This window comes from Dyadobacter jiangsuensis, from assembly GCF_003014695.1.
Lineage (GTDB): Bacteria > Bacteroidota > Bacteroidia > Cytophagales > Spirosomataceae > Dyadobacter > Dyadobacter jiangsuensis.
The window spans coordinates 131,308-151,138 of record NZ_PYAS01000009.1 but is presented as its reverse complement, the minus strand read 5'-3'; the positions used below and the strand labels follow the sequence as shown (position 1 = coordinate 151,138).

At 49.3% G+C, this 19,831-nt stretch carries 20 protein-coding genes; 10 read left to right on the top strand and 10 right to left on the bottom strand.

From position 1 onward, the window contains the following. The first annotated feature begins 25 nt into the window (after positions 1–25). On the top strand, positions 26–1,240 hold the full coding sequence (locus tag CLV60_RS19190) for a hypothetical protein (protein ID WP_106596987.1): 1,215 nt from the start codon (positions 26–28) through the stop codon (positions 1,238–1,240). Continuing rightward, positions 1,237–2,889: a DUF8832 domain-containing protein gene (locus CLV60_RS19185; RefSeq protein ID WP_106596986.1), complete on the top strand. Its 1,653-nt coding sequence runs from the start codon at positions 1,237–1,239 to the stop codon at positions 2,887–2,889. Before CLV60_RS19190 ends, CLV60_RS19185 begins: the two co-directional genes overlap by 4 nt. A gap of 19 nt (positions 2,890–2,908) precedes the next feature. Here the strand turns inward: CLV60_RS19185 and CLV60_RS19180 are convergent, their stop codons facing one another. Continuing rightward, positions 2,909–3,565 carry an HAD family hydrolase gene (locus CLV60_RS19180; RefSeq protein ID WP_106596985.1) on the bottom strand — a complete coding sequence of 219 codons (657 nt, stop codon included), beginning with the start codon at positions 3,563–3,565 and terminating at the stop codon, positions 2,909–2,911. 247 nt (positions 3,566–3,812) lie between these two features. Between CLV60_RS19180 and CLV60_RS19175 the strand changes: the two genes are divergently transcribed. Further along, positions 3,813–4,265, top strand: coding sequence for an RNA polymerase sigma factor (locus CLV60_RS19175; protein ID WP_106596984.1), 453 nt, complete (start codon positions 3,813–3,815; stop codon positions 4,263–4,265). Positions 4,266–4,277: 12 nt separating this feature from the next. Next, entirely contained in the window at positions 4,278–4,733 is a 456-nt protein-coding gene (locus CLV60_RS19170) for a hypothetical protein (RefSeq protein ID WP_229211045.1), read from the top strand. Positions 4,734–4,807: 74 nt separating this feature from the next. Here CLV60_RS19170 and CLV60_RS19165 read toward each other — a convergent pair whose 3' ends face one another. Next, positions 4,808–5,278 (bottom strand): Dps family protein, encoded by a 471-nt coding sequence (locus CLV60_RS19165; RefSeq protein ID WP_106596983.1) that lies wholly within the window; start codon positions 5,276–5,278, stop codon positions 4,808–4,810. 204 nt (positions 5,279–5,482) lie between these two features. Here CLV60_RS19165 and CLV60_RS19160 point away from each other — a divergent pair, with 204 nt between their 5' ends. Genes CLV60_RS19160 through CLV60_RS19150 form a run of 3 tightly spaced genes read left to right on the top strand, consistent with a single transcriptional unit; the run spans position 5,483 to position 7,697 of the window. After that, positions 5,483–6,001: a hypothetical protein gene (locus CLV60_RS19160; protein ID WP_106596982.1), complete on the top strand. Its 519-nt coding sequence runs from the start codon at positions 5,483–5,485 to the stop codon at positions 5,999–6,001. Positions 6,002–6,025: 24 nt separating this feature from the next. Then, entirely contained in the window at positions 6,026–6,514 is a 489-nt protein-coding gene (gene ispF, locus CLV60_RS19155; RefSeq protein WP_106596981.1) for a 2-C-methyl-D-erythritol 2,4-cyclodiphosphate synthase, read from the top strand. Between the two features lie 43 nt (positions 6,515–6,557). Beyond that, a complete protein-coding gene (locus tag CLV60_RS19150; RefSeq protein WP_106596980.1) occupies positions 6,558–7,697 on the top strand; it encodes an amidohydrolase family protein in 1,140 nt (379 codons plus the stop codon). 10 nt (positions 7,698–7,707) lie between these two features. Here CLV60_RS19150 and CLV60_RS19145 read toward each other — a convergent pair whose 3' ends face one another. Then, positions 7,708–8,826: a tetratricopeptide repeat protein gene (locus CLV60_RS19145; RefSeq protein WP_106596979.1), complete on the bottom strand. Its 1,119-nt coding sequence runs from the start codon at positions 8,824–8,826 to the stop codon at positions 7,708–7,710. Between the two features lie 139 nt (positions 8,827–8,965). On the opposite strand from CLV60_RS19145, the gene CLV60_RS19140 reads away from it, so the two are divergent. Further along, positions 8,966–10,207 carry a M16 family metallopeptidase gene (locus tag CLV60_RS19140; RefSeq protein ID WP_106596978.1) on the top strand — a complete coding sequence of 414 codons (1,242 nt, stop codon included), beginning with the start codon at positions 8,966–8,968 and terminating at the stop codon, positions 10,205–10,207. Between the two features lie 73 nt (positions 10,208–10,280). Here CLV60_RS19140 and CLV60_RS19135 read toward each other — a convergent pair whose 3' ends face one another. Further along, positions 10,281–11,573, bottom strand: coding sequence for a M16 family metallopeptidase (locus CLV60_RS19135; protein WP_106596977.1), 1,293 nt, complete (start codon positions 11,571–11,573; stop codon positions 10,281–10,283). Between the two features lie 87 nt (positions 11,574–11,660). On the opposite strand from CLV60_RS19135, the gene CLV60_RS19130 reads away from it, so the two are divergent. Next, the gene (locus CLV60_RS19130; RefSeq protein ID WP_229211044.1) at positions 11,661–12,782 is read left to right on the top strand and encodes a glycosyltransferase family 4 protein; all 1,122 of its coding nucleotides are present in this window, start codon (positions 11,661–11,663) and stop codon (positions 12,780–12,782) included. Here the strand turns inward: CLV60_RS19130 and CLV60_RS19125 are convergent, their stop codons facing one another. After that, positions 12,783–14,189 (bottom strand): tetratricopeptide repeat protein, encoded by a 1,407-nt coding sequence (locus CLV60_RS19125; protein WP_106596976.1) that lies wholly within the window; start codon positions 14,187–14,189, stop codon positions 12,783–12,785. It abuts the gene before it with no gap. Positions 14,190–14,265: 76 nt separating this feature from the next. Beyond that, entirely contained in the window at positions 14,266–15,264 is a 999-nt protein-coding gene (locus CLV60_RS19120) for an NAD-dependent epimerase/dehydratase family protein (RefSeq protein ID WP_106596975.1), read from the bottom strand. A gap of 146 nt (positions 15,265–15,410) precedes the next feature. Between CLV60_RS19120 and metG the strand changes: the two genes are divergently transcribed. Further along, positions 15,411–17,486 carry a methionine--tRNA ligase gene (gene metG, locus CLV60_RS19115; RefSeq protein WP_106596974.1) on the top strand — a complete coding sequence of 692 codons (2,076 nt, stop codon included), beginning with the start codon at positions 15,411–15,413 and terminating at the stop codon, positions 17,484–17,486. Positions 17,487–17,530: 44 nt separating this feature from the next. Here metG and CLV60_RS19110 read toward each other — a convergent pair whose 3' ends face one another. From CLV60_RS19110 to CLV60_RS19095, 4 genes are all read right to left on the bottom strand, one after another. Further along, on the bottom strand, positions 17,531–17,860 hold the full coding sequence (locus CLV60_RS19110) for a hypothetical protein (RefSeq protein ID WP_106596973.1): 330 nt from the start codon (positions 17,858–17,860) through the stop codon (positions 17,531–17,533). Between the two features lie 253 nt (positions 17,861–18,113). Then, the gene (locus CLV60_RS19105) at positions 18,114–18,536 is read right to left on the bottom strand and encodes an Hsp20 family protein (protein ID WP_106596972.1); all 423 of its coding nucleotides are present in this window, start codon (positions 18,534–18,536) and stop codon (positions 18,114–18,116) included. A gap of 258 nt (positions 18,537–18,794) precedes the next feature. Then, a complete protein-coding gene (locus tag CLV60_RS19100) occupies positions 18,795–19,070 on the bottom strand; it encodes an Rdx family protein (RefSeq protein WP_106596971.1) in 276 nt (91 codons plus the stop codon). 99 nt (positions 19,071–19,169) lie between these two features. Next, the gene (locus CLV60_RS19095) at positions 19,170–19,607 is read right to left on the bottom strand and encodes a hypothetical protein (protein ID WP_106596970.1); all 438 of its coding nucleotides are present in this window, start codon (positions 19,605–19,607) and stop codon (positions 19,170–19,172) included. Positions 19,608–19,831: the final 224 nt, after the last annotated feature.

Here is a 19,831-nt window from a genome sequence, read left to right as displayed (position 1 = left end):
CACAACTCAATTTCCTCTACCCCATATGCAAGACACCGCAGCTCCTCCGCCGCTGACCGGCGACCGGACATTGACCGTACAGGCCAGTCCGGGCATCCCTGTTTACATTTTTGCCACCGTTTTCGCATCATTTTGTGTGATTACCGGGCTCATTTGGGATATCTGCTGGCATATGAGCATCGGTCGGGATGGACTGCTGTCACCACCGCACCTGGTCATTTACCTGGGGGCCTTGGTAGCCGGTTTGTTTTCGGGTTATGAGATTTTGAGAAAGACATTTTTTGGAAGTGATATCGAAAAAGCAGCCAGTGTCAGGATCTGGGGCTTCTTTTATAGCTCGCTCGGCTCGTTGTTCTGCGTTTGGGGCGCATTATCGATGCTTACCTCCGCCCCTTTCGACGACTGGTGGCATAATACCTACGGCCTCGACGTAACCATCCTTTCGCCTCCGCATACCGTGTTGATCCTCGGCATTATAGGCATTCAGTTTGGTGCGATGATCAGCGTTATTGCGGTGAAGAACCAGTTGAAACTTTTCGGTGGTATTGAAAGGGCCAAAGCATTGGACAGAACACTTTTCTGGCTGTTTGCACTTTCAGCGGGATTTCTGCTGACTATCTGGTTCACACTAATATCCGAGGAACTGGGCCGAATGCGCGTACACAGGTCGAGCTTCTACATCTTTGCCGGGGCTGCGTTTCCGCTGCTTTTGGTAGCAGTTGGCAGGGCCGTTTCGCATAAATGGGCCGTAACCGCCGTGGCCGGTGTTTACACGGCATTAATGCTCGGTACGCTGTGGATCATTCCGCTTTTTCCTGCGGAGCCCAAACTCGGGCCTATTCTGAACCACATTACCCATTACCAGGGCTTCCATTTCCCGATTTTACTGATTGTCCCGGCCGTTGTGATCGATATACTTCGCTATCGCTTCGCGCATTGGAACGAATGGAAACTCACGATCCTGCTCGGCGTCGCATTCCTGGTCGTGTTTTTTGTAGTTCAATGGTTTTTCGGCGGGTTCCTGATGGAGTCGCCCTATGCGCGTAACTGGTTCTTCGGAAGTCATTACTGGTATTTCGGGAATGATCCCAACTGGGAGTACCGCTACAAGTTCGGTCCATGGATGGTGGAAGGAACGCCGCGACTGCTCAAAGGATTGGGAATCGCATTGGTTTTAACATTAATCTCAACCCGCATCGGACTGGCGTGGGGTAACTGGATGCACCGGATTCAACGATGAAAAAAATTCTGTATCTCTTTCTCCTGTTGCTGCAAAGCACAGCCTCGTACGCGCACGTAGGAAGTGCGGGCGTACAAATGCAGGCGCAGGCCGGCGCATATAAGGTCCTTGTGAGCGTGACCCCGCCCGATGTCATCCCGGGAACGGCGCAGGTTACGGTTTTTATTGAGTATGGCGAAGCCCGCAAAGTGTCGGTGCGGCCAATCTATTTCTACTCGGGCGATAAAGGTGCGCCTACTGCCGACCCATTATTACCGGTACCGGGCCAAAAAGGCCAGTTCCAGGGTGCGGTTTGGCTCATGGAACCTGGCTCATCCAGTGCGCAGATCAGCATTGAAGGCGTCCAGGGCGATGCCGAGTTGATTATCCCCGTAGTGGCTGTTTCAACCGCCGAGCGCGATATGCCGAAAGGCCTTGGTATCGGTCTGAGCATTTTCGGGCTGCTGCTTTTCCTGCTGATGATCACGACCATCGGTGCAAGCGTGAGCGACGGCCTTTTGAAACCCGGCCAAAGCCTGACCGCAGCTCAAAAACGGAAGCGATGGATCAATATGGGCATTGCCACGGCAGTATGCTCGCTGATTTTGTATGGCGGAAGCAGCTGGTGGGATAGCTGGGCGGCGGAGTACAAGCAGTGGTTATACAAACCCCTGAGTGCTAAAACGGCGATCATCGAAGCCGATTCACAACGTGTGTTTCAACTGAAAATTGACACGACGAACTGGGACCACCGGAAGAAAAGAAGCACGCTCAGCACCCTGATCCCCGATCACGGGAAGATTATGCACACTTTCCTGGTGCGCATGCCGGGGCTCGATGCATTTGCGCACGTCCACCCCGACCGAAAGGATAGCCTGACGTTTGAGGCAGCATTGCCCGATTTACCTGCGGGCAAGTACCTGGTTTACTCGGATATCGTGCAGTACTCCGGCTTTGCCGAAACGATCGTCGACACGCTGGTGATCCAGGCCAAGCCAGCTGCACAGGTCGCCAAAGCAATATCCGAAGACGATACCTACATCATTACCGACCCGCTCGATACACCCGGCAGGGTGCCTATGGGCGAAAACGTGGTCATTTGCGGAAAACCAGGTACCAAAACCGTTTTCAAAGACGGCTCCTACGCCATTTGGGAAGGCAAGCCCGACAAAGCGCTCGAAGCGGGGAAACCCTATCAGCTCAATTTTGAAATATACAATCCGGACAATAGCCCTTGCTTCCCGGAACCTTACCTGGGCATGCTCGGCCACGCGGTCGTTATGCGCTCCGATGGTTCGGTTTACGTTCACTTGCACCCGAGCGGTTCCTATTCGATGGCTGCGGAGCAGTCTTTTGAAAATCGTATCTCGGATACCGCCCACGTTGCCAAATGGCCCAAACCGGACGTTTTCCGCGACAGCATCGACCGGCATTTAGCCCATCTCAAAGCCATGCCGACCGTCGATCGGGAAATATTCCTGATGCAGGAAATGGGCATGTACAATGTTACCGAAGGCGGCATGACCGGCATGGAACACGGAACGCGTATTTCGTTTCCCTATGCCTTCCCGAAAGGCGGCCAGTACCGGATATTTCTTCAAATCAAACGAAACGAAAAAGTCCTGACGGGCGCTTTCGACGTCCGGGTCAACGATCCGGTCACTTTATAGCCATTCTGGAATCCGATTTCTAAAAGAGCGCAGCGATCTTCTCGTAAGAGAGGTCGCTGTAATCGTTTATATACAGATTACACGGCGGCAACTCCTCGCGGGTATGCGAGCTAAGTACACCTACCACGCGCATACCGGCGTTGAGCGCGGCCGATACGCCCGAGAATGAATCTTCAAATACAACGCATTGCGCAGGCTCAACACCCAGGTTCTTTGCTGAGCTGAGGTAAACCTCGGGATCGGGTTTGTGCTTCTTCACATCCTCGCTGGCCAGGATCGAACCCAGCATTTCCTGAATGGGCACCTTGCTAAGGATCAGATCGAGATTCGCCCGGGGAGCGGAGGTGGCTACGCCCAGCACTGCTCCATTTGCTTTCAAATCATGCATGAATGCTACGATTCCGGTGATCGGCTCCACATAGGGCGCGTACAATTCACGGAATAGCCCTTCCTTTTCCTCCTCCATTTGCAGCAATTCCTCGCCTTCCACTACACGTTGCAAAAAATGGCTTAAAATATAGCTATTGCTTTTGCCATACATATGCTGGGCAAATTCCTCTTCGGTAGGCGAAAGATTTCGTTTTGAAAAAAACTCGCGAAATGCGCGGGAGTGATAAGGATTGGTATGGACAATCACACCGTCCATATCAAAAATGACTGCTAATTTTTCTTTCATCCGGCAAAGTTAACCATCGGAAACCCTTCCCGGAAATGAAATACCGAACTAAAAAATGGTACAGCCTTTGAAATACTTTGACAACTTTAATTCAAACTTTTTACACACAACCGACCTTTTTATGGAGCATTCTATTAAATTTACCCGCAACGCCTCACACTATTTATTCAAAACTTCCTTAAATTCAACATCATACTAAGAGCTTCCCGATTTACCCGACCCAATATCCGATCAATTAATTGCGTATATGAATGAATTAGAACGAGCTGGCAATGGAGTCGACGGTCACGCACTTTCGAAACCCAAAACGCTCACTTCCCTTGAAGTGTATGACCAGTACGGCGCCATGGCATATGGCATTATATTACAAATCCTGCCGCAAGTACATCTCGCACAGGAGGTGCTGGTAAGCGTATTCTCCTCTCCGCAATTGCAGTCTTGTAACAGTTATCCCTTTACCTTTGCAGCGTGCGTGATCAAGCTGGCACGAGCCAAAGCCGTGGAAGCCAAGCGCAAACTGACTGCCTTGGCGCCCGCAGGAGCCGAATATGCTCCGGGAGACACTTCTCCGCAAAGCATTTTTGATCTCGCATTCAGGCAGGGTTTCACGCCGGACGAAGTCGCGGGTAAATTGAATATATCCAAGAAGGAAGTACTTCGTTCTTTTCACGAGTTTTTCAAATCATATCGCAACGCATAAATTTTACACCCATTGAGCAAACAGGAATTTATCGAGAGCGGCATTCTCGAGTCACATTTAATGGGACTGGCCAACGAGGATGAGCAGGCGCAGGTAGCGGAAATGATGCTGGCAGACAGTGAAATGGCTGAGTACGTCAATGATCTCGAATACGACATCAAACGTTACTTCTCGGAAGGCGCTGTACCTCCTCCCGAAGCCGTACGGGAAATCATATTGCTGAGAAGCATCCGCGAGAAAAAGGGTCGTAACAGCTACCAAGAGCCCGTTGACGCGAAACAATACCTCGACGTAGAGGTGAACGACACGCACATGAAGGTGCATAAATTGTGGCGTCCTGCGTTCATCGCCGTATTCATCCTGTCGAAAATCTTCCTGATCGCCGGTTTATATTTCTATTTCAAATCGGTAGCGCAGCAGGAAGAAATTGAAAAGATCAAAACTGAGACACAACTGAATAACAAGTAAAAATATCTACCTGTACACACGAAAGCCGGCGGACCTTGCGATCCGACCGGCTTTTTTATGTTCATTACAAAACCCTATTTCAGGAACGCGCGGAGCATCCAGGCCATTTTCTCATGCTCTCTGAGCAGGCCGGTCACGTAATCGCTTGATCCCAGGTCTTTGTAAGTATCTGCAAATTCGGTCACCAGCGGACGAAGCAAACGGATGATTGTTTCGTGGTCATCCAGCAAATTTTGCAGTTGTGTTTTCGGTTCCGTGGTGTACTCCGGTTCGAGCAGGTCGGTCAGTTTCAGAATGTCGGCTAAACGCGCTTCCGAATAGTGACCGATAGCGCGGATACGCTCTGCGATATCGTCCAGAATCACCTGCAACTGCTCGTATTGTCCTTCAAAAAGCTTGTGCAGCTCGAAGAAATTCATGCCGCCGATATTCCAGTGGTAGTTGCGGGTTTTGGTATAAAGTACAAATTCATTGGCGAGCAACTTGTTCAATTGGTAGGCAACGGCCTGGCTATGCTCGTCAGATATTCCGATGTTGGTTTTCATGCGTCTCTGTATTTGATATGTTGATTGTGTTGATTCATAAAGGTAACCAAAGCTAGTCGGTAAAAAGTTGCCCTGCAACGTCAAAAAAAGCGATTTTCATCACTTTTTTCACCGCAGGAAAATTGCTGTTCGATATATCGTTACCAAAGTGCCCTTCGCCCGTATAGGTAGGAAAGAATTGTTATATTTGTTAACCTATCTTTTATGAAAGACAGCGAAAGAATCAGTAACCTGGAAGAAATGTCAGCCGAAATTCTCATGCGCCTCGACCGCGCAGAGGCTCAAATCAATGAATTGCGGAAGTCGCGTGCGCAGACAGCGAATGAAATCAGTTCGCTTGACCAATCTATGCGCGAACTTGCCAAGTATGTGTTTCGTGTAGACGAACGGCAGACGCATGTGGAAGACGCAATGGACAATCTCACAGCTTTGCAGAAGTTGGTACATGAATCCTTACTTGGAAAGGAAGATTTGGATCGGCTGTTTGAATTTACAATGCGGCGATTTGACAAAGTGGACCAACGTTTCGACGGCATCGATCGACGATTAGACAAAATGGACCAACGTTTCGACGGCATCGATCTTCGATTAGACAAAATGGATCAACGTTTCGACGGCATCGATCTTCGATTAGACAAAATGGATCAACGTTTCGACGGCATCGATCTTCGATTAGACAACATCGACAAAGGGGACCGCAATCCAACTAACTCAAAATCTTAATCAACAGTAGTTTTTACACTTATTATGTTCCCATTCCGCGTAGGCCAGGGCTACGATGTTCACCAATTAGTAGAAGGCCGACCGTTCTGGCTCGGCGGTATTTTAATCCCCCATACACATGGTGCCAAAGGGCACTCCGACGCCGATGTCGTTTGCCACGTGATGTGCGACGCGCTCCTGGGTGCGGCAAATCTCCGCAATATCGGCTACCATTTCTCCGACAAGGACCCGCAATGGAAGGGTGTCGACAGTAAGATCCTTTTAGCAAAAGTACTGGAAATGATCCGCGAAAAGGGTTACGAAGTAGGCAATGTAGATGTGACTATCGTATTGCAAAACCCTAAGCTTAACCCGCATATTCCGGCCATGAAAACCTGCCTGGCCGAAGTTACCGGTATTTCAGAAGAAGATATTTCGATCAAAGCGACTACCTCCGAGCATTTGGGATTCGTAGGAAGGGAGGAAGGCATTGCCGCGCATTGTGTTGCATTGATCTATAAACCGGGCGCATGACCGGGTATTGCATAGCTAACGTTCCTGTTCAAAATAGATTTGCATGAAAAAAGTAGTACTGTTTCTCTCCCTTTCGGTGGGCGTGACTTTCAGCGCATGTGCCCAGCAATCATCCGCCCCGCTTGCCGAACAACCCCTCGGGTTTGAAGAATACGATCCTATTTCCACGTTGAAAGTGGAAGAGCACCCGCTGAAAAAGGCGAAATTCCCATTCATCGACGTGCATAACCACCAGTACCAGATGCCGTCGCAGGACCTGAAAGCGCTGGTAAAAGAAATGGATGCGCTGAATATGGGTATTATGGTGAACCTCAGTGGCAGGGGCTGGTCGCAGGATTGGGCAGAGGGCACAGCTACTTTGAAGGGTTCGCTGGAAAACGTAGCCAAAAACGAACCGAAGCGCATCGCTGTTTTTACCAACCTGCAATTCAAAGGCTTTGGTGACAAAGATTGGTCTGCAAAAGCCGTGAAGCAGTTGGAGGAAGATGTGAAAATGGGTGCCAAAGGCCTGAAAATTTATAAAAGCCTCGGTTTTGCCGGCATTAAAGACGACAAAGGGAACCGCGTACCGGTGAGCGATCCGCGCTTGCAGCCGGTATGGCAGAAATGCGGCGAGCTGGGCATTCCCGTGCTGATCCACACCGCCGACGTACCGTCATTCTGGGACCCGATGGACCGTTACAACGAACGGTGGCTGGAATTGAAAACCCATCCGGGTCGCAAACGCGGGCCTAATGACCCCATTCCGTTCGACTCGCTGATCGCCGAGCAGCACCATATCTTCAAGATGAACCCGAAAACGACGTTCATCAATGCGCACATGGGCTGGTACCCCAACAACCTCAAAAAGCTCGACAGCCTGATGATCGCTTTCCCGAATATGTATGTGGAAATAGGAGCCGTCATTGCCGAACTCGGCCGCCAGCCGCGCACCGCCAAGAAGTTTTTTGATAAATACCAGGACCGTGTCCTTTTTGGAAAAGACAGCTGGGTACCTGCCGAATACGCTACCTATTTCCGCGTGCTGGAAACCGAGGATGAGTATTTTCCCTACCACAAAAAGTACCACGCGTTCTGGCGCATGTACGGGATGGGACTATCTGACGAAGTTTTGAAAAAGCTCTATTATAAAAATGCGCTGAAAATCATTCCGGGGCTCGACAAAAGCCAGTTCCCGAACTAGCTTTCCAGCCCTATTTGAATGCCTTGGCCTCCCGGACAATCGAACGATATTCGGCTTTGCCAAGGCATTTTTTATAATACTCCCTGGCTTTCGCCTTGTTGCCTGCCCGCGCGGAAATACGTGCGAGACCCGCGTAAGCAAATGCATGGTATTCTTTCGTGTATTGATCGTCGTGAGGTGTTTTAAGCGCTGCCAGGTATTCCTTTTGCGCGGCAGCGTCATTTTTCCGGTCCTTTTCTTCCAAAATCCCCTGAAACGTCCGCCAGGCAGCGGGATAAAAGCCGGTTCCCTGCTTGCGAAGCAGCTGCACACCTTCATATGCTTCATCATATTTGCCCGAGAGCAGCTGTGCTTCCAAATGCTTCATCAGGTAAATAGGATTTCGCGGATACATCTCTACCAGTTTTTCCATGTAAGCAACCGCTTTCTCCGGCTTCGATTCATATTTCAGGTAAATGTGGGAAATGTAATAGCACGACTCCGCCTTAGTTATCGTCCCGACTTTCGTGGCCGTATCCACCTGTTTCAATCCCAGGGCTTTGTCGCCATTTTTGAAAAACACCAGCAATGGCTTTACGATCGGATGTTCTTCCGGATACACTTCCACGTAATAATTATACATCCCGGATGTGAAGTAAAACTCCGGGTTCTTATGCATCAGTTTAAAACCTTCCACAAATGCATTGTACGCCTTTTTCCCCTCGCCTGCCGCAGCCATCATTTCACCGCGGTAGTTGTACATCATCGCCATATACCCCCTGGCGACCATCGTGTAAAACACGGCTTCGGGATCGGTACTATTCTTTCCATAGCGCTTATTAATCGCTTCCAGGCATTGATCGAGTTTCTGGATATACTCTTTGGATTTGGCCGGATTGTCCTTGATCGGCAGGTATTTCCAATAAAGGATAAATGAGTCCAGGATGTAGGAAACCGGGTGGTTGGGATACTTTTTCTCTACCTGATCGATGATCTGAACGGCTTCATCGAACTCGTAGTTGTATATTTTATCGAGGCTGTTCTGGATGTTTTTTAATGAGGCGGGGTCATTCAGCAATTGGGCATTGGCCTGGACGGAACAAAGGGCAAGTAAAATCCCCAGGCACAGGGAACGAAGTGTAATTTGCATGGCTTTCGACTCAAATTGGTTTGGTGGTATCCCAGCTGAACAGTAGCTTTGTTTATAACCCATAATTGAATGCGCGGGTTTCGACCGCAGGTTTTATTTTGGGCATATTCTCTCTATTCAACTTCCTTTTTGATAAAATATGATTCGCTACAAGCAGTTTACTTTGGGTAACGGCCTTCGGGTATTTGTCCACGAAGACTTTTCGACACCCATGGCTGCGGTAAATATCCTGTATAACGTGGGCTCGCGGGATGAAGACGAAGAACGCACCGGTTTTGCACATTTGTTTGAGCATCTGATGTTCGGCGGCTCCAAAAACATTCCCAGTTACGATATCCCTGTTCAGAACGTGGGCGGCGAGAACAACGCATTCACGTCTCCGGATATTACCAACTATTACATCACATTACCGGCAGATAATGTAGAAACCGCGTTCTGGCTGGAATCTGACCGGATGCTGAGCCTCTCTTTTGATCCTAATGTGCTCGAAGTGCAGCGCAAGGTCGTGATCGAGGAATTCAAACAGCGGTATCTCAACCAGCCATACGGCGATATGTGGCTCAAATTAAGGCCACTAGCCTACCAAACGCATCCCTATCGCTGGGCAACGATCGGTAAGGACATCGGTCACATCGAACGCGCGACTATGGACGATGTGCAGGATTTCTTCTTCCGTTTCTATCGGCCCAACAACGCGGTCATGGTAGTTGCAGGCGCCGTATCATTTGAAAAAGTGCAGGAATTGGCCGAAAAATGGTTTGGAGGAATCCCGGCCGGCCCGGCTTACGTCCGCAACTTGCCTGCCGAGCCGGTTCAGACCGAAGCCCGGTTTCTTGAAACCTCGGCTAATGTCCCGCTTAATTCGCTGATCAAGGTTTTCCATATGCCGGGCAGGTACGACCCGGGCTTTTACGCGGGCGATTTGCTGAGTGATGTCTTGGGAAGAGGAAAGTCTTCGCGCCTGTATCAGAAGCTGCTGAAAGAGCGTGCGCTGTTCAATAGCGTAAGCGGCAGTATAATTTCCTCGCTGGATCCGGGGCTTTTGATGGTTAAAGGAAACCTGAACCCCGGCGTCACATTGGAAGAAGCCGATGCCGCAGTGACTGAAATTTTACAGGAAATTGTTGAAAATGGCGCTACGGAAGAAGAAGTAACCAAAGTAAAAAATCAATCGGAGGCATCCCTGGCATTCTCGGAAGTGGAACTGCTCAACCGGGCGATGAACCTTGCATTTGCCGCCAACGCGGGCAATGTGAATTGGGCCAACGCCGATGCGGACATCATCAGGGCGTTAACCACGGATGACATTAACAATGCTGCAAAAAGCATTCTGAGACCTGAAAATACGTCGACGATGTATTATCGGGCCGAAGCGAAGTAAAAAGGGTTGAATAAGCAAAAAGCGCTGCCGTTTTTATGAAACTGGCAGCGCTTTTTGTATTAATACTGAAATATCATTCTTCCGGCAGGAACGTCAGATAGCTGAAATTTTGCTCATTAAACAGTTCCATCGCGATTTCCTGTAACTGGGCCGCACTAATCTGCTCGATTTCGCCAAAAATCTCCGGCAGTGAGTCGACTTTACCAGTATCCAGAATACTTTTAGCCATCATAAGCATGAAACTCATATTGCTTTCTTCCGACATCGCCAGCTGGCCCATGAGCTGCACCTTGGTTTGATGTAATTGCAATGTAGTCAAAGGCACCTCCCTGATTCGCTTCAACTCTTTGTTGATCAGAGAAATACTTTTATTCAATTGCTTTTTCTCCGTACCGAAGAAAATACCCGTGAAACCAGTGTCGAGATAAGGCGTATAATTCGCCTCGATGGAATACACAAACCCATATTTCTCACGCAGCGAAAGGTTGAAGCGGGAGTTCATTCCGGGTCCGCCGAGCAAATTCACCAGCATAAAAAACGGCAAACGGCGCTCATCGAGTAATGCATAGGCAGGCTGGCCCATCGCCACTTGTGCTTGCTGGATCGGGCGTTCGCGTTCCTGGCGCACAGGCGTGTAGATCAAAGGCGCATTGCGTTGCCTGCTGGTCGTACGATGCGGCACACCGCCCAGGTACTTCTCGGCAATGCGGATCACTTTTGAAAAAGGCAACCGGCTCACCGATGAAACCACAATTCGCTCGGTGTCGATATTATGATTGATGAATTCGTACAATTGCTCCCGGCCAAATGAGTTGACCGTTTCGGCCGTGCCGAGGATATTACTTCCCAATGCATGATCCGGGAAAATCAGCTGATCGAAATCATCCTGAATGGCGTCTTCCGGGGAATCGACATACATCGACATTTCTTCCAAAATCACGTTCCGCTCCCGCTCGATCTGCTTGTCGGGAAATACGGAATGAAAAGTAATATCGGCCAGCAAATCCATCGCCTTCTCGAAATGGTCGTCGAGTACAGAGGCGTGGAAGCATATTTTCTCTTTGGTAGTATAGGCATTCAGCTCGCCGCCGACGTTTTCAAGCCGATTGATCACGTGGTAGGAGCTTCGCTTCTCGGTACCCTTGAAAGCCATGTGCTCCCAGAAGTGGGCGAGGCCTTGCTGATGCGGTAATTCGTCGCGGCTACCGATGTCGAGCATAATGCCGCAATGCGCTATTTGCGTGTAAGGAACCTGCTTATGTGCAATACGGATCCCGTTGGCCAGCGTGTGTATCTGATATTCTTCGGCTGTTGAAAGGGAGGATGCTTTGGGGTTACCCTGCTTGCGGACATTGTTTCTCTTCATTCCTATGTAACACAAAATAGCCACCAATAATTTTCGGTGGTATCCGCAAAAATACGGACTTTTGCCCGGAAAGCCTTGCAGTGATACATGATGCGCATCGGATTCGACGCTAAAAGAGCGTTCGCCAATAAAACTGGTCTGGGAAATTACAGCCGCTTCGTGCTCGATGCATTGACGGTGCATGAATCCGGCCACGAATATCTTGCCTACACCCCCAAAAACAACCGACATCTGTTCGACGGATTTCCCAGCGGATCAATACATTATCCCAAGGGGTTTATCGACCAGAAGCTTTCGGCTTATTGGCGCTACGCGCGGATAACGCGACAGCTCCGTGCAGATAACGTCAGCATTTACCACGGCCTGAGCAACGAAATCCCTCAAGGGCTGCACCAGGCAGGCATTAGGTCGGTTGTCACCATTCACGACCTGATTTTCGAAAGGCTCCCCCATCTTTTCAAGCCCGTCGACCGCGCCATTTACCGCCACAAATTCCAGTCGGCCTGCAAGCGCGCCGATTCCGTCGTAGCGGTAAGCGATCAAACGCGCCGGGATTTGATCGAATTATATGGTGTGGATGACGCGAAGATCAAAGTCATTTACCAGGATTGCAACCCGGTATTTCAAAAGCAGCTTCCCCTGCAAGAAAGAAGCCGCATTTGCGCTGAATATGGCATTGCCGGCCCATTTATTCTTTCCGTCGGCACCTTGGAAGAGCGCAAAAACCAGCACCGGTTGGTAGAGGCATTTGCCCGATTGAAAAACCATGATTTCAAACTGTTATTGGTGGGCAAGCCAACCGGCTATTTGCAAAAAATCACGGAAACGATTCAGCGGCTGAAACTTGAAAATCGGGTGCTTCTGCTCCACAATGTGTCGACGGCGCATTTGCCTGCATTGTACCAACAGGCGGAGGTATTCGCCTATATCTCGATTTATGAAGGCTTCGGAATTCCTATCGTCGAGGCATTACACAGCGGCACAGCGGTGTTGGCGGCCAAAGGATCCTGCCTCGAAGAAGCGGGCGGGCCGGGCGGGCTTTACGCAGATCCCTATCAAACAGAAAACATCAGCGAACAGCTACTAAAACTGGTCACTGATGTTCATCTTAGAAATACTTTATCGGAGGCAGGCAGGCAATACGTTCAGCAATTTTCAGGTAAACACATTGCCGGGCAGCTTGTTCAGCTTTATGAAAGCCTGACTTGATTATTTCTCGCGGTACTGCTCGATAATGCGGTACAATGCTTTTTGCTTTTCCAAATCGGGGAAGAAATCGAAAAGCTGCTCGTGCGCATCGTAATCGAGCGTCAGACCAATTTCAAGGTTTACCAATGCCTCGCGGTATTGTCCTGCGTGGATCTGGTAAACAGCCATGCGATAGTACAAATCCGCTTCTTCCGACATTTCATCGATCGCCGCTTGCAGCAAATCGCACGCACGGGCATAGTTACCTTGCTCGAACAGCACGTATGACCATTTCAGCCAGATATCCGGATTGGAGGGCTCTATTTCCGCTGCTTTTTCAAACGCTTCGAATGCCGAAACGACATTACCAACTTTGAATTCAGTTTCGGCCAGAGCCAGCCAGTAATCAGGGTTCAGCTCGGTGATCTGGATCGCCTTACGGAGAAAACCTACCGCTTCATACCAACGGCCCAGCTCGCTGAAACAAATGCCGAGGCCATACCAGCCGTCGTCCCACTGGCTATCCAGTTTTACGGTTTGCCGGTAATATTTAATGGCTGTTTCAAACTCGCCTAACTTCTCATAACAAGTACCGAGGCAGCAGCATGTTTCCGGCTGTTCGCCTTCCAGCTCGATGGCCCGCAGGTACTGGATTTTGGCATCCTCGTACTTTTCCAGGTTCATGTAGGAATTCCCAAGCTGGAAAAACGCGGAGGCAAAATCATCCTTAATCAGCGTCGCGTACTCATACGCGTGCACGGCATCCTCGTGGCGTTCCAGCTTGCTGAATGCAATCCCGAGGTTGTACCAGGCATGATGCGAGAACGGATCGCGGTCGACGAGCTCGTTATAATATTCCAAATGGCTTTCCAGCTGCCCTACCAGATCAAGGCAATGGGCGAGTTCGTAAAGCGCATTCTCGTTGTTCAAATTGTTGCGAAGCGACCGTTTGTAATATTTGATCGCATCTTCGTATTTACCCCAGTTCTGGTAAGTCTGCCCGATCTGGAAGTAGATCTCATCCCTGTCCTCCACCCTGCCGAGCAGGTTTTCGAGGATTTCAATGGCTTCTTCATATTCCCCCATCATGTTGGCCACTGCCACTTGCATGAAAGAGATTTCGATATCGCCTGGGTGAAAGAGTGAGGCGCGCTCCAATATTTCGAGGGCCATTTCGTGCTCGCCGCGGTTGGCGTGCAGCTGGACCATGCTAAGCAGCAGGTCAAGCGAATAAGGGTAATCCGACAGGCCCATCTCGCAGGCTTTGAAAGCCTTTTCCCAATCCCCCTTTTCTATGTAGTGTACTGTAACCTTTTCGTAAGTGTCCAAATCAAAAAAGACCGGCTCGCTGGTTTTCAGCATTCTTTCGAACCTGAGCAGTGTCTCCTTCATATAATCCTTCCTTTCACCAAAATTTTTCTCCATCATACGAACCGCTAGGTTAGAATCGAGGGCAAATGCACCACTGTTAATGAAAGAAAGTTATAAAATAATTCCCCGGATTTCAAATCCTCCCGAGCAAACTTTCACTAATGCGGGACACCGTTTCCTCAATAGACTTAAATTGAAAATCCAATGCTTTCTTCACTTTGCCGTTGTCGTAAGTGATTTTTCTGGCGGCCGATTGCGCTGTTTCTCTGGTAATCAGCGGCTTTGTACCCAACAACCAGGTCCGCACCGCCTCTACCCGCCATATCACTCCGGCCAAACCAGCACCGACCTTGAACGACGGTCTTTTGCGGCGCATTTTATCCGCTATCAGGTTAAACAAATTCTGATAGGAAATGCTCCCCGCGTTAAGCAGGAAGCGCTCGCCGGTAATGTCCGAACCGGCCAGACGATACACGATTTCGGCCACGTCCTTTACGTCCACGACGTTCGCAATACCCTCTGTATAAAATGGCTTTTCTCTATATACGTACCTAAAAAGCTGAGTACTGCTCTTTTCCCAATCACCTTCACCCAAAATGATCGTCGGGTTCACGACTACCGCATTTAGCCCTTCGGCAATGCCCCGCCACACTTCCAGCTCGGCCATATGTTTGGTTTTGGCATATTCCGAATTTTCCGGCGAATCTTCCCACCGTTGCCCCTCGTTCAAAACCACACCCTGCCCGGTTGCCTGTTTACGCGGATCGGGACGCCCGATGGCGGCAATGCTGCTTACGTGCACCAGTTTTCGTGTCTGGTATTTCAAACACACATTGACCACGTTGGCGGTTCCTTCGGCATTTACTTTATACATCATTTTCCGGTCGCGCGGCACAAACGACACAACGGCGGCTGTGTGGACCACGTAATCCATCGTTTCTATGGCCTTCTCAAGGGATAGCACATCGAGAATGTCACCTTCCACCCAGGTTAGCCGCGGATGCGCGTCCGCGAGCAGGCGCTTATCCGCACCGGGGCGCGCCAGCGCATATACTTCATGATTTTCCGACAAGAACTTCCTGGCTACTGCACTGCCCACCAAGCCCGTCGCACCGGTAATGAGTACTTTCATGTAAGCAAAACAAATTGTTTGGGTCAAAGTTCGTAGTAAAAAAGTAGTTTGTCACACCATTGCAAGCCTTTTTACTAATTTTACGCTCCGGCTACACCGGGGAGCCAGGCCAGGCTCCGATGATTGAACCAAATCCCTGAATTCAAATGCCGATTTCCAATCCCGAAAGATATACCGTCACAGCAGCGTTGATTTACGCCAACGGCCCGATCCACATCGGACATTTGGCGGGCTGTTATGTACCTGCTGATATATACGTTCGCTACCTGCGCTCCTCCGGCAAAGAAGTAGCGTTTATCAGCGGCACCGACGAGCATGGCGTACCTATTACCATCCGCGCCAAAAAGGAAGGACTCACCCCTCAGCAGGTGGTTGATAAATATTACGAGCAGATCGACGCTTCGTTTAAATCGCTGGGTATTTCATTCGACGTATATTCTCGCACCAGTAAGCCTGTTCACCACGAAACTTCCCGCGAAATTTTCAGGGATTTGTATGATAAAAAGGTGTTCATCGAGGAAACGACCGAGCAATACTATGACGAAACGGCGCAGCAATTCCTGGCCGACCGGTATATCGTAGGTACCTGTCCAGTTTGCGCCAACCCCAATGCTTATGGCGATCAATGCGAGCGCTGCGGCTCAACTTTGAGCCCTTTGGAACTGAAAGACCCGCGCTCAACTTTGTCGGGAGCAAAACCCGTCCTGAAAGCAACCAAAAACTGGTACCTGCCGCTCGACAAAATGCAGCCCGACATTGAAGCGTACGTCAACGGCCATTCCGAATGGAAGACCAACGTATTCGGGCAATGCCAGTCATGGCTGAAAGACGGCCTGAAACCCCGAGCGATGACCCGCGACCTCGACTGGGGCATTAAAGTACCCGTTGAAGACACCGAGGGCAAGGTACTATATGTATGGTTCGAAGCACCCATCGGCTACATCTCGGCGACCAAAGACTGGTTAATCCAAAAGAATGGCACCGACGAAGGCTGGCAGAAATGGTGGCAGCCTGCGAAAGACGCGTCGCAGGGAGAAACCAAGCTCGTGCATTTCATTGGAAAGGACAATATCGTTTTCCACTGCATTATCTTCCCGGCTATGCTGATGGCCGAAGGAAATTACATTCTAGCCGACAACGTGCCCGCCAACGAATTTATGAACCTCGAAGGCGACAAGATTTCGACCTCACGCAACTGGGCCGTGTGGCTGCACGAATACCTGGAAGAGCTGCCCGATAAGCAGGACGTGCTGCGTTATGTGCTCACCGCGAATGCGCCCGAAACCAAAGACAGCGAATTCACCTGGAAAGATTTCCAGACCCGTAATAACAGCGAACTCGTAGGTATTTACGGAAACTTCATCAACCGTGCAGTGGTGCTTACGCAGAAATTCTGCGAAGGCAAAGTGCCGCAGCGTGGTGAATTACAGGATATCGACCGTGCCGCGCTCGACGAACTGGCCGCGTTCCCGGCAAGGATCGCCGAGTCGATGGAAAATTATCGTTTCCGCGAAGCACTTTCATTGATTATGGACCTTGCGCGTACGGGCAACAAATACCTGGCCGATACGCAGCCATGGCACGCGATCAAAACCGATCCGGAGCGCGTGAATACAATATTGAATATTGCGTTGCAGATTTCCGCGACCCTTTCGATCGTTTCAGAGCCGGTACTACCATTTACCTCAGCCAAAATTCAGGAGCAACTAGGCTTGTCGGGTAAAAACTGGCAAGACGCGGGCAAGGCAGATCTGCTCGCTGCCGGCTCCCCTGTTTTGGAAGGAAAATTGCTTTTCGAAAAAATAGAAGACAGCGTGATTGAAAAACAGGTGCAGAAGCTTCATGATGCCAAACGCCAGAATGAGTTGGAGGGCAAAACAGTACTTCCTGTCAAACCTGAAATCCAGTATGACGATTTCGCGAAGATGGATATTCGCGTCGCAACCATCCTGGAAGCCGAAAATGTTCCTAAAAGCAAGAAGCTATTGAAGCTGCGAATTGATATTGGTTCGGAGCAGCGCACCGTTTTGAGCGGCATTTCCGAGCATTTCAAAGCAGAAGAAGTGATAGGCCAAAAGGTGCTATACCTTGCAAACCTGGCGCCGAGGAAGATGATGGGAATGGAAAGCCACGGGATGATCCTGATGGCCGAAGACCGCGACGGCAGCCTTGCATTCGTTCAACCGGGCAAAGATGTCTGGAACGGCGGAACGGTGAACTAAACTCATCGGCCCTGCATTGGCGGAGTACCATGCAGGGCCCCTTTTTACTGAAACTCTTTTCTTACCGAGTCGTAGATCGAGTTGACCCGCTCTACCAGCGACAAACATTCCTTGTCGCTCAGGTGGTCGATCGTGTTGCTCACGGCATTCGACACCACACGGCCTTCTTCGTTCACCTTTGCGCCTTTTTGCTTGATGACGCTAAGAATGCTTTCCCACTCTCCAACCAGTCCTTCTGAAAAATACCTTGGTTCGATAATGTTGAAGTAGGCCGACTGCGATTTCAGTTTCTGCCTTAGTTTGGACTGGTCAACTTTAAGTTCTTCGACCAACTTGGTAAGCTCAATAAAAGCGAAAATATTAGACTTTTTCATAACGTTGAGATTGACGAGCACTAAGGGAATTAATAATGCAAGATACAGATATGTAATTCCTTTTTTGAAAAAGTGGGGAATCTTTACTCAATCTTAATGCATTCTATTGGAAGCGTACAAACCCTACCCGGATTAGTACCATAATACCCTCCATTTACTTTGTAGTATTTGTCGAAAAGCCCTCTGAGGCGGTCCCTGAGCCATAAAAAAGCCTGGCGATTTGCCAGGCTTCGTTATAATGAGTCGCTAATTTCTACCAACGTTCGATATCAACCTTCCGGTGATAATCCCCCTGCTCATCTCCAAATGGGAGGAACAGTACCAATTGACGACGACCATCGTCGTACCTTGCTGATATATTGTCTATATCTACTCCGTCCGGGATGACGAAGGTATTGATGAAACGGATTGTCTTCCACTGCTCATCGTCGGGCAAATTTTCCTGTGAAAATATGGGCAGCAAGTGGAAAAGCTTTAAGTTATTTGAGTTCCTCTTGCCTTTTACAACCTCCAATTGAAGATCCTCAACCTCGATGCCTGGAATTTTCACAACTACTTCGAAACCGTCCGACCCTTTGTCAAGCTTGATAGAGGGCTCACTCATTCCACCGTTAACTGTGTTGATAAAGTCTATGTTCATCAACATCTCCCGGGGTATTTTCAGTTTGCTTTCCATAGCTATCGCGTTTTAGGTTCACAAGTTTTACTTATTAACGAAAAACTGCGTGCCAAAGATCGTTTTCGGCCAAAAATGTGATGGACGGTGTGGTCAGAAAACATCTTTTATCTGCGTGTAACCAGCCATTGAAGCGGATCAACGCATTTTAATCTCGTCTTTTCCATACCCAGAAATCGAGGGCTCAATAAAATGCCAAAATTGCAGCTTACCTCAATCCGGTACGCCAAAATGACACCATTCTCCCCTCAAATCCGATCAGCGATCGCTGTGTCCGAGGCTGCGATCCGGTGCAATAATGTCTCTCACCCGCTGTTTGATTTCCTTTGGTTCCGGGAAGTGGCCTTCGCGTTTTCGATCCCAAAGCAGGCTCTCGCCTAGCTTTATGGTGTACCGCCCTGCCACTTCCGAAGGCCGTAGCTGCACTGCATGCAAATCATCACTGAAAGTGATCAACAGCTCTTGCGCCATCCAGGCAGCGCGTAAAAGCCAGCCGCATTTCGGGCAGTACTCGATTTCTATGGTTGGTTTCATACCTTCATTTGCTATGAATGTCAAAAGTCGGCATTGGAAGTATAGAATCAAAAAAGCCGCGAGGGAATGTCCCTCGCGGCTTCATTTCTAACAGAAATACTAGCAAAGCCTTGGACAAATCGGGCCCTCACCCGCTGTCTGCGTCGGATCTTCTTGTGTTTTAGCGTTCACAGGAGCAGTGATATCTTTTCCATTTTTATCGACTCCGATAAAAATCAGAGTTTGCTTCCCGTTCTTATCTTTCGCAAAATAGAATCGAATACCTACACAACCCTTCTGCGATAACACCTTCTCCAAGACGGTTTTTCCATAGGAAACAGCTCTTGTATCTTCTGGACTAATATCTTTCTGAAATCTCTCTTTCATTTCTTTGAACTCTGAAACCGGTATCATAGCTCCCATTCTGTCCGCGGCTCGCTGTTCCTCGGCCGTCAATGTTGTATTCTTCTCAATACCAGGAACTACTTTTTCATCCTCTTTTTGACAGGCCCAAGTCAAGATTACCAGGCACACAGCTGAAATAAGAAATCTTTTCATAATTAAAGTTGGTTTAAATGGATTGACAGTTTGGCGCTGATAAACAGCCTTTTACCACACGCATAGTAGCTCGCCCCAACAACACAATCCAAAACAAATAGCCCATCAACCCGTTTGAATTATCTGACGGCAAAAAAGCCGCCAAGGACATCCCCTCGCGGCTTTCGACTATAACCTAACCCTTTAATCTTGATGAGAAAGCTTTTGAAAAGTCTTCCCTAACG